Below are 16667 nucleotides of genomic sequence, written 5' to 3' on the forward strand. Positions count from 1 at the left end.
CGATCTCCTCAGGGGACATAATCAGTATGTCGGAAGATCTCTAAAAGTGAATGGACCGTTTTGACGGGGTACTTACAGTTTAATCGGCTAAGCTACTTAAGACAGAAGCTTATTTCAACAAGCTTACTCGTATGTTGACGAAACGCTATGTCCAAACAGTACCTAATGCAGAACTAACATATTATTTTTACACAAAAATACTCAAGCCTAAGTACTCGTATTCCTAACGACATGTCAGGTACTGATAGAGTAATCCACTAGATGATGCTGTACTCATAAAGTTATCGGCGCTATTAGCTATTGACAGCATCATGTGAATAAATAGTAATAAATGTAAGGTGTTCCCGATGAATAATTTGGTAAGGGACGCCATTTATCTGGCGAGCAAGATTTTTTCGAAAATGAAGTGTCGATTCAAAATTTGCTGCTGACAGTGAGTCGTTCGGTGATCGCCTGAGCGACCACCTTTAATATACTAGCAGTTACACAAAATTATTTACAGAGTCTATTTTTTATGTGTCGTCATTCTAATATCTTAGCTTTTAGGCGTATGTTTTTCCGTGCTAGGTTTAACTTCAACTTGTTCTAAATTATTTTTTTGTCTAAATACTTCATTCGTAGACCAACCGAATTGTAAAAGTTGAAAAATTGAAAATAGCACAGCGATAAAACCCAGAATTTTTATATAAGGCTTCTCAAGAAAATTATTTATCTTATATCCCCAATTTTTGTTATGCACGTTTACTTTGTTTTGCTTTAATAAAAAATACATATGTTGAAACCAATATACTTTGGACATGGTTGACTTATGTAACTTGACATACTCTTTCGCTGTAAATGCTGCTACTTCATCCTTTCCCGTAAGATTATCTCTATGCTCTCCATCATTGAGTTTCATAAAACTCGCCATTCGAGGATGATTAACACAATTTTTACCGTATATAGACAGTATCAAAGCTGATAAGTTATATTTTCTTGTGTCAGGAATGCGTTTTGAATCTTGCTGAGTTAAAACTTTATATCTATGAGCTAAAGCTTGAAAGCCATAGTTGATATTAGTCATATTCCAATGAAGCCAGTATCCATCATCATTTTCAGCGACAAAGTCAAAAAACTGTTTTAGCATTTCGCCTTCAAGAACATCATAATGCTCATGGATATCTTCCCTATTTATTTTTTTAAATTCCGCAAATAGATGAATCGAGAAACTATGCATTGCAGAACTACCGATGTGAAGTACTGCAATGGATGTTATTCGAGGTGAGTAGTTTTCATTATTGTCATTCAAGTTCTCACAAGAATAATGGATGATAAATAGATTGTTTTCATTATTTTTCAATAAGTTAAGTGTTTCTTTGGCGCTCAACTTTCACTCCACATTTTTAATGTAATCTTGTCCTATCACATGATAATTGATTACCATAGTCACCAATGCCTCAATTTTTACAGGAAAATTTCAAGGCCGAACCCATCCAGATTTATACTCTGATAACTATAAGTTTCACACTTAAGAACGTTGTATGGCATTGTGCGTATTTATTTTCAAATAATCAATCATATTTGGTTATAAAACCACCTTTGAAGCTAGCGAAAGTTTGATAATTAGGACGCAAATTTCCTGTTCCATAAAAGGTTGGTATGTTTCCAGTGATATTATAACCAATGGTTCGAATACTTGCCCGTAGAACGGCTAAAACGGCATTTTTCTTAGTTGTAATGTTTGTCATTGCTCGCTCAATTGGTAATCCAGAGATTTACGTAAATCACGATCTCGCAAGTAAGTTAGCTCAGTTAGTTAGTGGGGATGTAAATGCAGAATCAATCTACGATGCTTATTTCTACATTGATGTCGCCTTTGTAATGAGTATTACTATCATTATTTATCTAATAACAATGAAGTTAATCAAAAAAATCAAATGTACTACTAAACAGTCCAGTGGATTGAGGCAGTAGCGAATGGTTCAAACACTTGTCCGTAGAATGACTAAAGTCATATTTTACGTCATTCTTTCTCTGGTTATTGCACGGACATTAGGAAATCCTGAGGAATGGATGAGCCATAATTATTCTTCCCGGCTTGGTCATATGATTTATGGGCCAGGTGAGATAGGTGCTGATAATTTTTATGATCTCTATTTTTTCATCTCAGTGATCACTGTCTTCTCTATCACGACAGTCATTTATATTTTAACTATGAGACTAATTAATAAAATAAGGATGAAACAATCTATCAACCTTAAGCACTTCTGATTCAAAGATGATGGAGGGGCAGATATTAAAGGTCGTGAAGACTGTATAGGGGAATCGAGGGGAAAATGTATCGGTAGGTTGTACTTATTGATACATAACAGCATAAACCCATAAATTAATTAGCCCCGATATTTCGGGGCTAAGCATATAAATCAATCACAGCTATCTGGCGGGATTATTTAGCCAACAATTCTTTACGGATGATTTCTGCACCAGCGCTTAACGCTTGCAGTTTGCCTCTTGCTACATGGCGAGGCAGGGGAGCCATGCCGCAGTTGGTACAAGGGTAGAGTTTGTCGGCATCAACAAATTGCAGCGCTTTGCGCAGGGTATCGGCAACTTCTTCTGGGGTCTCAATGGTGTGGCTTGCCACGTCAATTGCGCCAACCATCACTTTTTTGCCACGGATCAGTTCAAGTAGATCCATTGGAACGTGAGAGTTATGACATTCCAGTGAGATGATGTCGATATTAGATTTCTGCAGTTTCGGGAAGGCTTCTTCATATTGACGCCATTCTGAACCCAGCGTTTTCTTCCAATCTGTATTGGCTTTGATGCCGTAACCGTAGCAAATATGTACGGCAGTTTCACATTTAAGGCCTTCGATGGCGCGCTCTAAAGTGGCAATACCCCACTCGTTCACTTCATCAAAGAACACATTAAATGCCGGTTCATCAAACTGGATGATGTCTACGCCAGCCGCTTCGAGTTCTTTAGCTTCCTGGTTAAGAATTTTGGCAAATTCCCACGCTAATTTTTCACGGCTTTTGTAGTGGTTATCATACAGGGTGTCGATCATGGTCATTGGACCAGGCAGCGCCCATTTAATCGGTTGCTTGGTTTGCTGACGTAAGAACTTAGCATCTTCAACAAAAACAGGCTTCTGGCGGGACACCGGGCCAACTACTGTCGGCACGCTTGCATCATAGCGATTACGAATGCGAACGGTCTCACGCTTCTCAAAATCAACGCCGTTAAGGTGTTCGATAAAGGTCGTGACAAAGTGTTGGCGAGTTTGTTCACCGTCGCTGACAATATCAATGCCAGCGTGCTGTTGTTCTTGCAATGACAAACGCAGCGCGTCTTGTTTGCCATCGATTAATTCTTGATCTTGTAGTTTCCAAGGTGACCAAAGTGTCTCTGGCTCTGCCAACCACGTCGGTTTAGGTAAGCTGCCAGCAGTAGAAGTCGGTAACAAAATTTTCATAATAGATGACCTTGTGTTTTAAATTAATTAAACAGCGTAATTAGCGGACCATTGTTCAAGAATAGCTTTGTAGGGTTTGATAAATTGTTCTTCAACAAACTTTCCTTGTTCAACAGCCAGACGGCTACGTTCTTCTCGGTCATAAACAATGCGAGTTAATGAATAATCCTGATGCTGCAAACTTGGCTGGTAGGATGCGCCTGCCACAGAGTTCGCGTTGTAAATTTCTGGGCGATAAATCTTTTGGAAGGTATCCATGGTGCTGATGGTGCTGATCAGCTCAAGATTGGTGTAGTCGCTCAGCAAATCGCCAGAGAAATAGAACGCCAGAGGCGCAACACTATTTGCAGGCATGAAGTAGCGAACTTTTAAGCCCATTTTTTTGAAATATTCATCAGTTAAAGAATATTCATCTTGCTGGTATTCAACCCCCAGAATAGGGTGCTGATTTGCAGTGCGCTGATAGACTTTGCTGCTAGAAACGCTTAAGCAGATAACCGGTGCTTTATTGAAGTTTTCTTTATAGGTATTTGAGTTAATAAAGCATTTAAATAGCTTACCGTGCAGATCACCAAAATTATCTGGCGTGCTGTAGGCGGCTTTATCTTTATTATGCTCTGGCAGTACGACGCTAAAATCATAATCTCTTAAATAAGAGGAGAAGTTATTACCGACGATGCCATCAATGCGTTCATTGGTTTTGTGATCAACAATTTTGGTTTTCAATATTTCAATCAAAGGCAGGGCGCTTGCACTGCTTTCAGCACCAATCTTCATCTCAACGGAAATGATTTCAAGTTCGACACTGTAACGATCGGCTTTTGGGTTATCCCAATGCGCCAGGGCATTGAAACGATTGTCCATCATTTTCAAGGTGTTGCGCAGGTTCTCTTGGCGACTTGTGCCTCTGGCCAAGTTAGCAAAGTTGGTGGTGATACGCGTATTGTCTGAAGGATGATAGTTTTCATCGAAAGAAATGCTTTTAACCGTAAATGTAAACTCGTTACTCATTGTGATCTATTACCCTAATTATTTGAGATAAAATCTGAATTTATTTCTTGATTTACCTGGATTTTCCAATTTTCTTTTCTGGTTTTATTATCCAGTCGTCTTCAGATTGTCAGCCGTTGATAATAAAGCATATCTTATGCCAGAGTCACTGATTGAGTAAAAGTGATTTAATTTCACTGAACTATGAGCCATCTTCATGATCTAGCGCAAGGATATTGACGACGGTGGTGCGGACGTTTTTGTGGTGAAGTATTTTGTGTATGAAATTCATATGGTTAAGTGGTGCTTGGTGTAACCCCGTTCTTCTGGGGCTACACGCGTCAACCCTCGCTATTTCGGTAACACCTTATCGCGCAGCATCATTGCTTGAATGATTTTAATTAACTCATCCTGACTTTTCTCGGATAGCTTGCTGGCCGCTTTTAAACCGGCCTGGATCTCTTTGTCTCTCGATTGCCGCCTACCTGCATCTTGAAGTTTCTTGGGTATAAATTTTCGTATTGAAAACGGTAAATAGAAAAACAAATTCGGTTTCTGCGGCCGATCAATACACTTTTACAGTCTTTGAAGAACCGATCATCAGGTTATGATAACTCTCTAGTCCAGCCTGAGGTTCCCAGCGAGCATATACCAGGGATTGACGTGCGGACTGGGCCAACATAGTCCGTAATTTTTCAGGAGGAATTTGGCCTGCTTGAGCCGCCGAGACTACCGTAATAAGTGCAGCCTGCACTGTTTCAAGAGCAGTCTCAGTCAATGCCTCACCTGTTGAGTAACAGTGATAAGTCACGTCTTTCAACGTTTTAAGTAGCAAATCATGATAGCTTTCATCAAGTTCAGTATTTGATAACATACTGAATTTATTTTCTTTCTTTATAAATTTAGGCTTGGGGGGGATTTTTTCCAGAAGCGGGAAGTGTGGTACTTTACCGGTAATTTGTTTACGGGTTATGCCAGTCCTTACCAGATCAAAGTTGTTCCCTGATTTTCTATTAGTTGTCTTTGGCATACATACCTCTCTGTCAAAAATGCTAGCGTGAATTTTATCATGAATGAGTAAAATTTAACCATTTTGTTTTTAAGTATTTTTAATCAATAACTTACCTCTAATTGGACAGTTTCTTCTTTCCCTGTCTCGATCTTTTGGGATGAGTTCGTAACCATATTGCCTATAGCGTGAAATAAGGCCCTTTTCAGGATTGCTTATCGTTACCTGCAAGGCTGCATAAGCGAGAGCAAACTGCTCGGCTACGATCAATGCAATGGGTATCAGGTTTCCTAATAAAGGGTTTTCTTTTGGATATGGGCATCCTTCAAGAAGACGGAGATTCACGTTTATCTTATTTCTTGAGTATTGCGCCAGCATCAGACCGCACAAAAAACCATTACAGTGAATACTCACATCGATTTTTTCACGTCTTTTTATGATTTTTTTATGCCAGTTTAGCGTAATACCTTGTCGTGCTATCGACGTTCGCCATTTGTTATTCACTTCTTTGCAATGTAAATGATTAATCTTATCGAAATCGACGTTCTCTGCTGTTCCTTCCGGTTTAATAATACCGCCCAAAACTTTCACAATTTGAACCTTGGCCAGACCAAGCGCCAGTTGTCTTTTAATTAGATGCTCAGAAGAAGATGTCATTTATTATCCCTGTTCCATAGGTTTATATCATCCATGCGGCAATCTATTGACGAAATATGTCAATGCTTTAGGTGGGGGAGGTTTGAATATTAATAATTTAATTCCCTTCAATTTAGCCCCGGCCACCACCGGGGCTACCCACATCAACCCTCGCTATTTCGGCAGCACCTTATCGCGCAGCATCATTGCTTGAATGATTTTAATTAACTCATCCTGACTTTTCTCGGATAGCTTGCTGGCGGCTTTTAAACCAGCCTGGATCTCTGTGTCTCCCGGCTGTGGATATTGCGCGGTGACTACCAGACAACCTTGCATCACCCGCACATGAACTTTGCCGCCGATGGCAAACCCGGCGTCTCGCAGCCACTTCCCTTTGATACACAGCTGCGGATACTCGTAACGGTCTGGAATATAACCCACAATATAATGGCGCAATATTTTGTCTGCGCGGGGAATTGCATTACACTCTGCCTTAGCCATATTGACTACCTCGATTAGTTGGTTTGGTTAGCGAGGTGGGGTGCTCGAACACCTCAACCTCGCGATACCCGTCATACTTGAAGTTGTCTCTGCGTTGGCTGTGCTCACTTACCCGAATCACTTACTGGAGTAAGCTCATCGGGACGCGTTTGCTTGCCGCCTTGATACAACTCCAATTATTTAGGGTATGTACCCTTCATACTTGAAGTTGTCTCTGCGTTGGCTCACCCGAATCACTTACTGGAGTAAGCTCATCGGGATGCGTTTGCTTGCCGCCTTGATGTAACATCAATTATTTAGGGTATATATCCGTCATACTTGAAGCTGTCTCTGCGTTGGCTGCGCTCACTTACCCGAATCACTTACTGGAGTAAGCTTATCGGGACGCGTTTGCTTGCCGCCTTGATACAACTCCAATTATTTAGGGTATGTCTATTTCGATTGTTTAATTAACTGTGACGACTGATTAAAAACTAAATAAACAATACGCTGACTGCCAATAATAATCCAACAAAAAATATTAATGTATAGATGATGTATAATGCGAAATAAATTGGAGCTTGTCTCGTGAAAAATAAATAAAATGGTTGGCGGTTGGGTAATGTATTGCTTGATAAATATCATCTAAATTATTAGATGAAAGTAATTGTGGTCAATGAATCTGTAAATATATTTTTTATCAGCTCACAATATAATTACCCGTAAATAATTCTATTCTATTTACACAGTAAACTTTCAAATGACTATTCCTTACAGGTAATTCGCAAGCACAATGTCGGTACAAAATACCGCCTTGCTTACCTTGTTTGAGACTGCTCACACGCCGCTTTAAGCCGTTGCATGGCGTCGGGTGCCATTGGTGCGGTCATCATTCCGCGGTAGTTCATGCATTCTGGCGTTTCTTGTCTTGGCTGTTCAATTGGTTTGGATGAACAGGCGCTCAGTAAGGCGAGAAAGGGAATAAACGCATATTTTATTAAGTTCATAGATACCTCGGTTACACATTGATGACCTAAAGAGGGTAGCCGATTTCCGTTATCTATCAATGCGTCTGTTCTTAATTCTGCGCCTCAACCCTTCTCGCCAGCATCTCGTGGAATAACTTGGTGGCCATTGAAATCGTTCTCTGACGAGGCAGGCCGAGATCGACTTTGACCGTGCCCATTACCGCATCGGAGAGCGAGACGGCAATCAATTTGTCTGGGTCCGGCGTATCGTCAACGTTGAGTTGCGGCATGATAATCAGCGCTAATCCCATTGCCGCAAGGCGTTTTTGTACATCGGTGGAGTTGGTAATAAAACGCAGATCCAGACTCAGTGCCTCGCGTTTGGCGGCCGATTCCAACAGCTGACGGACAGAGAAATTAGAGGGCGGTATCGCCAGCGGATATTGCGCGATGTCTCGCAAGGTGAGAAAGCTTTTACCGGAAAGCGGATGGTGTAGCGACATCAGGATTTTATGCTTAAGCGAACAGGAGTGGGTGATTTGGAGTTCCGCGCTTACCGGCATATAAAAGCTAATCACAATGTCAGTTTTTCCGGATATCAACGCTTCCGCCAGATGCGGCGCGCTGCCGACTTCGACTTCGAAGGTGACTTTTGGGTGGAGCAGGCGAAAGTCATTAATGGTCGGGGCAATAAAGGCAGCAATCAGGCTCTCCGCCGAACTGATGCGGATACTGCCGGAGACAATACTTTGTGAGGCGGAAATTTTCTCCTTTACGGTGTCCAGCTCCACTAAGGTAGCCTGTACCGCCTGGGCGAGATATTCCCCCTCACGAGTCAGCTTGATGCCACGCGGGCTGCGTTCGATCAGCGATGCGCCATAATAATGCTCGAGCAGCTCAATTTGGCGTGTTACCGCCGTCGGCGTGACAAACAGCTTGTCTGCCGCTTCCCGCAGTGAACCTGATTTGGCAACCTGGCTGAAATATCTCAACGCTCTGAGCTGCATTGCTCATCTCCATGATCTCAATGACACAACTTATTGCTGCATCATTGCGTCTATTTTTATTGAGATCAATTTCCCATTAATCACTCTGTTTCATAAGGTGCGGCGCTCCTTTTAAGGGCGTAGGACGATTATTATCGTGCAACCATTACCGGCAGGCTGAATTAAAAAGGACGCGGATTATTATTTTAGAAATTTATCAGCAGGTTAATGATTTTGGCTGTTTGCAATATCATGGTGAGGTTTTGATTGGGTGCACACATTCAGGGCGAGACGCTATGGCGATTAGTCCTCCGTTTATTTTTGCAGTGATAGGGGTAAAGTTAAAAAGTGATAATAATCATTGAGATAACATTATGCATATTATTAACTTATCGTAAGCCAGATTTTGAGTGCACACATTTTTTATACACTGAAATTGCTCATTGGTGATAGTCGCGTGCCAGCGCGTTTGATATATCTCAACGGCAACCCGTCTCACCGGCGCTCCCACGTTTACCAAGCCCGGATATCCCGGTGTGAAAGGCAACGTTGTTATCAAACTCGATTCTTCTTTAAGAAGAACGGTGTAATGTGCACGACTATTACATTCAGGAAGGCCTAACATGTCGAATCAAATCAGTCAGGACGGTCCGGAGCGAAAAGCGACACGCAAAGAAGTCTTTGCCGTGGTGCTTGGCGCAGCCGTCGAGTTTTTCGATTTCAGTGCTTATGCCACTTTTGCCGTCATGATTGGCAATGCATTTTTCCCCTCTAATAATCCGTTCGTCAGCCTGTTGTTATCGCTATCGGTGTTTGGTATTGGCTTTGTTGTGCGTCCGTTAGGGGCGATTTTTATTGGCAGTTATGCCGACCGCGCCGGCCGCAAACCGGCGATGTTATTAACCATGGTATTGATGATTGTCGGTACCGCAGGGCTGGCCATTTTGCCTGGTTACGCCAGCATTGGCATGGCTGCACCTATCTTGCTGGTACTGGGCAGAATGATGCAGGGGCTGGCGTGGGGAGGCGAAGCGGGGCCAGCCACCACCTTTATCATGGAAGCGGCACCACAGGGTAAACGAGCTTATTACACCAGTTGGCAGATTGTGGCCCAAGGGTTGGCTGGGATCACCGCCGGTTTAATTGGCTATACACTGACGGTGATACTCACTCCCGCGCAGTTGGCAAGTTGGGGATGGCGTATTCCTTTCGCGTTTGGCCTTATCGTACTGCCTATTGCTATGTATCTTCGCCGTCACTTGAAGGAAACTTTCAACGCACAAGATCATGCGGCGGCTAAATCTACCGGTAGCCTGTTATCTGAGGTGATGAAAAACCATCGTGGGCTGATTTTACTCGGTATCTTTATGCTCTCTGGCAGTACCATTACCCAGTATTTCCTCAACTATATGACCACCTATGCGCTCAACGAGCTGCATTTCGCTTCCGGTATTGCCATGACATCGACCATTCTGATCGGCGTTTGTGTGGTGATCTTCTCGCTGGTGGGCGGTTGGATGGCAGACCGGTTTGGCAGAAAAGTCACCATTATTTTGCCGCGCATTGTGCTGTTGATTCTGCTGCTTCCCGGTCTGCAAATGATAAATGCCTATCGTACTGAAACGGTGTTTTTCTCGGTCATCGCCGTGTTTGCGGCGCTGCAATGCATCAGCGGTTCCGGTGTGCTGGTGGTGCTGTGCGAAAACTTCCCCAAATACGTGCGTTCCACCGGTTTCTCTATCGCTTATGCCTTTGGCATCACCATTTTTGGCGGCACGGCGCAAATCGTTTTCTCCTGGCTAATTAAGGTCACGGGGAATCCAGTGTCGCCAGGATATTACCTGGTCGCCGCCAATATTCTCTGTCTTGCTTCCGTCATCCTGATCAAAGAAAGACGGCACATGACGTCGCTGGTGGCGGCGAAAACCGCTTAAGTCTCTCAAAGAATCATTAATCAGATTAGTGGCGGGGTGCTGAAATATGAACAACGTAATGAGCTGGGAACAATGGGCGGCCCATGATGCAACCGGGTTGGCGGAGCTAGTAAAAAAAGGTGACGTCTCAGCGGCTGAGCTGGCGGCACAGGCCGCCGCCGCCACGGCCAAGGTTAATCCGCATATCAGTTCTGTGGTTGAGCTGTTTGATGATGCGATTGCCGATCCTGCCACCGATGGCACAAAATTGGACGGGCCTTTTTACGGCGTGCCGATGTTGATGAAAGATCTGGGGCCGGGATTGAAAGGGCGTTTACAGGAGCAAGGCTCTAAGTTTATGCGCGGCAATCGGCCTACGGAAGATGCGTTTTTAACCCATAAAATCCGTCAGGCCGGGATCAATATTATTGGCCGTTCTGCCACGCCAGAGTTTGGCGTAGCGGGATCGGCAGAAAACCCGGACGTCTATGTGGTACGTAATCCCTGGAATACCTATTACACCACTTTTGGCTCGTCAGCCGGGGCGGCATCCTCCGTGGCGGCCGGGGTGCTGCCGCTGGCTCATGCCACCGACGGCGGCGGATCGATTCGTATCCCGGCTGGTTCTCATGGCTTAATCGGCCTGAAAAGTACGCGCGGCGTGTTCTCTATTGCGCCCGCGTTGTCTGATATTACCGGCTATGTCTCGACCCAGGGCTGCGTGAGCCGCACAGTGCGTGACTCGGCGCTGTTTATCGACAGTTGTCGCGGCGGTGCGCCGGGGGAGTTTATGCCGTATTGGCGCAGTGACGAGAGTTACTCACAGCTGATTACCCGCGATCCCGGTCGGTTAAAAATCGCCGTGTCTCATGAATGGGGCGGCTATCGCGCTGACCCGCACTTTGTGCAAGAGCTAGAACGCACGGCACGATTGCTCGAAGAGTTGGGGCATCATGTTGAATGGCTGGTGCCTGATATTGATTTTGACGCCGCATTCCGTGCGCAGACCACGTGTTACATCAGCAACTTCGCCCAGTCTATTCAGCGCCTGCTAGAAAAAAGGGGGTTAAATGCTCCCCCGGAAGATTTGGTCGAGCCGATCAATATCAAAATCTGGCAGAAAGGACTAAACATGTCCTACAGCGACCGCTGGCTGATGCAGGATGTGTTCAACAGCACTTCCCGTAAGCTCGGAGAGTTTTATGAGCAGTGGGATATCATCCTGACCCCAACTTTCTCCGGTCCGACGCCATTAATGGGGGAGATGCGTTACCTGACGCTGAGCGATAATCCCGACGTATTAAGCTGGTTCTACGACTTATGGGAACTGTTCTCCTACACGCCGCTTGCCAGCCTCACCGGTACGGCGGGCATCTCTATTCCCCTTGCCTGGCAGCAGTCGGGCCTCCCGCTAGGCATGCATTTCCAGACCCGGCAGGCCAATGACGGCTTACTGTTACAGTTGGCAGCGCAGTTGGAGAGGGCGCTGGGAGGGCGCTTTAATGGCAATGCCGTTCCAGCTATTCATGTGACTAGGTAGGCTACTTAATCAAGTAGCGATAGATTTTTGTGATGATTTATAGGGGGTAGGTGCAGGTTCGTTCGCTTATCAATATATTGCAATATATCAGCGTTGCCGAACGCGACCGGCAGGGGCTTTTCGGCGAAAGCCCCTGCACCCAACGCCTGCACTTAGCTTATCGGGTCGCTTTGCGACTACCCGCACTCTCTACTTCGGCCTGTCGGGTCGGCTGAGACGGGCGTCCTGCCCGGCTCAACCTAAAGCAGACCTCCCTGTCTGCTTTCCCCTGGCCTCATTCGTTCGTTTGGCCGACAAGATGCGCTATTGAAGGTCAACTGATGAAGGTCAACTGATAGGTGACGATCGGGGACTGCATCATGTGAATATGGGTAGGGGGTTATAATGGAAGTGAATTAAGGAATAACTCCAGGATTGAGTTAGGTCTACGGCCTTTCCTTGTTACTACTGAAATTTCGGTTTGCACGCATAGCTGCTGTGGGGCAATAGGTTTCATTATGCCTTTTTCTTGCCACAGGGCCGCGTAGTGATCCGGTAAGAATCCAACGTATCTGCCGGTGAGGATCAGAAAGGCGATGCCTTCGCGGTCTGAGGCGCTGGCGGTGCCATTGAAATATTGCAGTATGTCGAGGATGTCGGCTGTCATGCGATAAGTGGGAATGATGGCGTCATACTGGCTAAAGGTGTTGGCATCAGGCTCGCCGTCATAATCGAACAACGGATGTTTTTCGCTGCAATAAAGATAGGATTTTTCATCGTAGAGCTGGGTGTAATCTAGCCCGGAAATAGGTGAGGCTTTCGGTAATACGCCGACATGCAGCCTGCCGTCCATTAGCCCTCGTTCGATTTCTGACTCGGTGCTCATACTCAGATTGATGCGAATACCTGGACCGTGGCGATTGAGCTTCTCAAGCGCGTTAGTGATGTGCATCTTAGGCTGAGTAACCAGATTATTAATGATGCCAATATTGAATTCACCGCGCAGGTTTTTATGCATCTCATTGACCTGCTGACGGAAGCCTTCAATCGATGCCATCATGGTTTCGCTGAGTTTTAAGATCTCCCGCCCTTCATCCGTCAACGAAAACCCGGCTCTGCCGCGCTGGCATAAGCGCATCCCCAGTCGTTTCTCCAAATCACTCATATGCAGGCTGATCGCTGAGCGGGTGATGCCCAACATAATCTCCGCCGCAGAGAAGCTCCTACAGTCCGCAACGGTTTTAAAAATTCGCAGTAATCGAAGATCGAAATCAGTGGTTTGGCCGAGTGATTTGTTTTTCATATATTTAGGTTTTATACCCTATAGACTTCGAGTTGTAGGTAGGCGGCAATCGAATGAATCCCCAGGAGCTTAGATTGCTAAGTGACTGGGGTGAATGAGAGCAGCCAACACCCCTACAACTTGAAGTGTGACGGGGATACGTGAGTAAACTTATAACTAATCATGCAATAAAACATATTTATCTCAACTGTCGTTTGATTGCAAACTCTACCGACATCTGTAGGGAATCTGTAGAGAGAGACGCTATGAACAACGATCGGCAGCATGCTTCACTGAACCTCAAAGCACACTGGATGCCATTCAGTGCCAACCGCAGTTTTCACCGCGATCCGCGCTTTATTACCGCCGCCCACGGGCGCTGGTTGACGGATGATAAAGGTCGGCAGATTTTTGACAGCCTTTCAGGTCTGTGGACCTGCGGCGCGGGACATACGCGTAGTGAGATCCAACAGGCGGTATCTGCTCAGCTTGGCACCTTAGATTACTCACCGGGCTTCCAACATGGTCACGCGCTGTCGTTCCAGCTGGCTGACAAAATTGCGCAGTTGATGCCGGACGACCTCAACCATGTGTTCTTCACCGGCTCCGGTTCTGAATCGGCTGATACCTCGGTCAAGATAGCGCGGGCTTACTGGCGTGCTAAGGGCCAGCCCGCCAAGACGAAATTGATTGGCCGTGCGCGGGGATATCACGGCGTGAACATTGCCGGTACCAGTCTGGGAGGGATTGGCGGCAACCGTAAAGCCTTTGGGCAGTTTATGGATGTTGACCATCTGCCTCACACCTTGCAGGCCGATCAGGTATTCACGCAGGGGATGGCGGAAACCGGTGGCGTTGAGCTGGCGAATGAGATGCTCAAACTGATTGAACTGCACGATGCCTCGAATATCGCCGCGCTGATCGTTGAGCCATTGTCCGGTTCTGCGGGAGCCATCATTCCGCCGAAAGGCTATCTGCAACGCCTGCGCGAGATCTGCGACCAGCACAACATCTTGCTGATTTTTGATGAGGTCATTACCGGCTTTGGCCGTTTGGGACGCTGGAGCGGTGCGGAGTTCTTTGGCGTAACGCCGGATATGCTCAATTTTGCCAAGCAGATCACTAACGGTGCGATCCCGCTCGGCGGCGTGGTGGTCAAAAGCGAAATTTATGACACCTTTATGTCGCAGCCGCTGCCGGAGCACGCAGTAGAGTTTGCCCACGGTTACACCTATTCCGGCCACCCGGTCGCCTGCGCCGCCGGTTTGGCAACCTTGGAACTGATGGAAAAAGATAACCTGATCGCCCGTTCTGCCGAACTGGCCCCACATTTTGCCTCTGCGCTGCACGCGCTACGCAACTGCCCGAATGTCGTCGATATTCGCAACTGCGGTTTAGTCGGGGCGATTCAGCTTGCTGCGCGTGATGGCGACGCTATTGTTCGCCCGTATGACGCGGGTATCGCACTATGGAAAACCGGGTTCTACGTGCGCTTTGGCGGCGATACGCTGCAATTTGGCCCGATGTTCAATACCGAAACCGCCGAGCTGGACCGACTGTTCGACGCCGTTGGCGATACGCTTCACCAGATTCGTTAAAACTGATTATCACACCAGTTAAGGAAACGACCATGAGCATTGTTACTCATCTTATTAATGGCGAAATGCGTCCTGCTAATGGACGTGTTGCCGATGTTTTTAACCCGTCAACCGGTAAAGCCGTTTGTCAGGTCGAGCTGGCTAGCCAAGCCACGGTCGAAGAGGCCATTGCAGCGGCAAAAGCGGCGTTACCGGCATGGCGCAATCTGCCACCGGCAAAACGGGCGCAAATCCTGTTTCGTTTTAAAACCCTGCTGGAAGAGAACGAAGCGAAAATTGTTGCGCTGATTAGTGAAGAGCACGGCAAGACGCCAGAAGACGCGGCGGGAGAGCTGCGTCGAGGGATTGAAAACGTGGAATATGCTACGGCAGCACCGGAGTTGCTAAAAGGTGAGTTCAGCCGCAATGCCGGGCCAGATATTGATTCCTGGAGTGATTTTCATGCGGTTGGCGTGGTGGCGGGGATCACGCCGTTTAACTTTCCGGCGATGGTGCCGCTGTGGATGTATCCGCTGGCTATAGCCTGTGGCAATACCTTTGTGCTTAAACCTTCCGAGCGCGATCCGAGTTCCACGCTGCTGATTGCCAGTCTTTTATTACAGGCCGGCCTTCCTGCCGGGGTGTTAAATGTGGTGAATGGCGATAAAGAAGCCGTCGACACATTACTCGCCAGCCCGGACGTTAAGGCGATAAGCTTTGTCGGTTCGACGCCGATTGCTGAATATATTTATCGCGAAGGAACCCGACGTGGCAAGCGAGTACAGGCGCTGGGCGGCGCTAAGAATCATGCGGTGTTTATGCCGGATGCCGATCTGGATAATGCGGTGAGCGCTTTAATGGGCGCGGCCTATGGTTCCTGTGGCGAGCGCTGCATGGCGATCTCCGTGGCGGTCTGTGTTGGCGATCATATTGCGGATGCGCTGATTAGCAAGCTGGTACCCAGAATCAAGGCGCTGAAAGTCGGTGCCGGGACGCAGTGCGGCCTGGATATGGGCCCGCTGGTCACTCAGGCACATCTGGAGAAAGTGACCGGTTATGTCAATGACGGCGTAGCCGCCGGGGCTGAGCTGGTGGTGGATGGGCGGGATATCAGTATTGCCGGTCATGAACAAGGGTTCTTTATCGGCGGCTGCCTGTTTGACCGCGTCACCACTGAGATGCGTATTTATCAGGAGGAGATCTTTGGCCCGGTGCTGTGCGTGGTGCGCGTAGCGAGTCTGGAACAGGCTATCGCGCTGATTAACCAGCATGAGTACGGTAACGGCACCTGCATCTTCACCCGCGATGGTGAATCCGCACGGCTGTTCAGCAACGAAATCGAAGCTGGCATGGTAGGCATCAACGTCCCGCTGCCCGTACCCGTCGCCTTCCACAGCTTCGGCGGCTGGAAACGCTCACTCTTTGGCGACCTGCATGCCTACGGCCCCGACGGCGTTCGCTTCTATACCCGTCGCAAAACCATCACCCAACGCTGGCCGAAACGTGAAACCCACGAAGCCGCACAGTTCGCTTTCCCCAGCAATCAGTAAGTGATGATGAGTTTGTTAATAAAGTAATTATTTTGATTTTGACCTAGCAGTTGTTTTTCAATCTTTTGACCTTAAATAGCGCATCTTATCGGCCAAGCGAACGAATGAGGCCAGGGGAAATCCGCCAAGGACGGCGGATTTAGGTTGAGCCGGGCAGGACGCCCGTCTCAATCGACCCGTGAGACCGAAGCAGTAAGCGCGGGCAGTCGCGCAGCGACCCGATAAGCTAAGCGCAAGGCGCGGGATGCAAGGGTTTTCGCCCTAAAACCCTTGCCGGTCGCGTTCGACTATACCCGTCAT

Annotated in this window: 14 protein-coding genes; 4 read left to right on the forward strand and 10 right to left on the reverse strand. The window is 46.9% G+C overall.

Going from position 1 to position 16667, the window contains the following annotated elements; genetic code table 11:
- Window positions 1–535: 535 nt before the first annotated feature.
- The 9 genes from ACL9RG_RS10750 to ACL9RG_RS10790 form a co-directional block, all read right to left on the reverse strand.
- Window positions 536–1366: a hypothetical protein gene (locus ACL9RG_RS10750; protein ID WP_422792608.1), complete on the reverse strand. Its 831-nt coding sequence runs from the start codon at window positions 1364–1366 to the stop codon at window positions 536–538.
- Window positions 1367–1550: 184 nt separating this feature from the next.
- Complete coding sequence (locus ACL9RG_RS10755; RefSeq protein ID WP_422792609.1) at window positions 1551–1727, reverse strand: hypothetical protein; 177 nt, start codon at window positions 1725–1727, stop codon at window positions 1551–1553.
- Between the two features lie 698 nt (window positions 1728–2425).
- On the reverse strand, window positions 2426–3457 hold the full coding sequence (locus tag ACL9RG_RS10760; protein ID WP_422792610.1) for a methionine synthase: 1032 nt from the start codon (window positions 3455–3457) through the stop codon (window positions 2426–2428).
- Window positions 3458–3484: 27 nt separating this feature from the next.
- Complete coding sequence (locus tag ACL9RG_RS10765; RefSeq protein WP_422792611.1) at window positions 3485–4468, reverse strand: DUF1852 domain-containing protein; 984 nt, start codon at window positions 4466–4468, stop codon at window positions 3485–3487.
- A gap of 544 nt (window positions 4469–5012) precedes the next feature.
- Window positions 5013–5477 carry a hypothetical protein gene (locus ACL9RG_RS10770; RefSeq protein WP_422792612.1) on the reverse strand — a complete coding sequence of 155 codons (465 nt, stop codon included), beginning with the start codon at window positions 5475–5477 and terminating at the stop codon, window positions 5013–5015.
- Window positions 5478–5546: 69 nt separating this feature from the next.
- The gene (locus tag ACL9RG_RS10775) at window positions 5547–6113 is read right to left on the reverse strand and encodes a hypothetical protein (protein ID WP_422792613.1); all 567 of its coding nucleotides are present in this window, start codon (window positions 6111–6113) and stop codon (window positions 5547–5549) included.
- A 153-nt stretch (window positions 6114–6266) separates the two neighbouring features.
- Complete coding sequence (locus ACL9RG_RS10780) at window positions 6267–6593, reverse strand: SymE family type I addiction module toxin (RefSeq protein WP_422792614.1); 327 nt, start codon at window positions 6591–6593, stop codon at window positions 6267–6269.
- Window positions 6594–7390: 797 nt separating this feature from the next.
- On the reverse strand, window positions 7391–7579 hold the full coding sequence (locus ACL9RG_RS10785; protein ID WP_422792615.1) for a hypothetical protein: 189 nt from the start codon (window positions 7577–7579) through the stop codon (window positions 7391–7393).
- A gap of 71 nt (window positions 7580–7650) precedes the next feature.
- Complete coding sequence (locus ACL9RG_RS10790) at window positions 7651–8547, reverse strand: LysR family transcriptional regulator (protein ID WP_422792616.1); 897 nt, start codon at window positions 8545–8547, stop codon at window positions 7651–7653.
- 602 nt (window positions 8548–9149) lie between these two features.
- Here ACL9RG_RS10790 and ACL9RG_RS10795 point away from each other — a divergent pair.
- A complete protein-coding gene (locus tag ACL9RG_RS10795) occupies window positions 9150–10460 on the forward strand; it encodes an MFS transporter (protein ID WP_422792617.1) in 1311 nt (436 codons plus the stop codon).
- Window positions 10461–10506: 46 nt separating this feature from the next.
- A complete protein-coding gene (locus ACL9RG_RS10800; protein WP_422792618.1) occupies window positions 10507–11979 on the forward strand; it encodes an amidase in 1473 nt (490 codons plus the stop codon).
- 379 nt (window positions 11980–12358) lie between these two features.
- Here the strand turns inward: ACL9RG_RS10800 and ACL9RG_RS10805 are convergent, their stop codons facing one another.
- Window positions 12359–13261 carry a LysR family transcriptional regulator gene (locus tag ACL9RG_RS10805; RefSeq protein ID WP_422792619.1) on the reverse strand — a complete coding sequence of 301 codons (903 nt, stop codon included), beginning with the start codon at window positions 13259–13261 and terminating at the stop codon, window positions 12359–12361.
- 245 nt (window positions 13262–13506) lie between these two features.
- Between ACL9RG_RS10805 and ACL9RG_RS10810 the strand changes: the two genes are divergently transcribed.
- Together ACL9RG_RS10810 and ACL9RG_RS10815 are read left to right on the forward strand one after the other, a co-directional pair.
- Window positions 13507–14838 (forward strand): aspartate aminotransferase family protein, encoded by a 1332-nt coding sequence (locus tag ACL9RG_RS10810; RefSeq protein WP_422792620.1) that lies wholly within the window; start codon window positions 13507–13509, stop codon window positions 14836–14838.
- A 32-nt stretch (window positions 14839–14870) separates the two neighbouring features.
- Window positions 14871–16367, forward strand: a complete 1497-nt coding sequence (locus tag ACL9RG_RS10815) for a CoA-acylating methylmalonate-semialdehyde dehydrogenase (RefSeq protein WP_422792621.1) — start codon at window positions 14871–14873, stop codon at window positions 16365–16367.
- Window positions 16368–16667: the final 300 nt, after the last annotated feature.

Source organism: Rouxiella sp. Mn2063, assembly GCF_049319665.1.
In the GTDB taxonomy this organism is placed as follows: Bacteria; Pseudomonadota; Gammaproteobacteria; order Enterobacterales; family Enterobacteriaceae; genus JBMOUD01.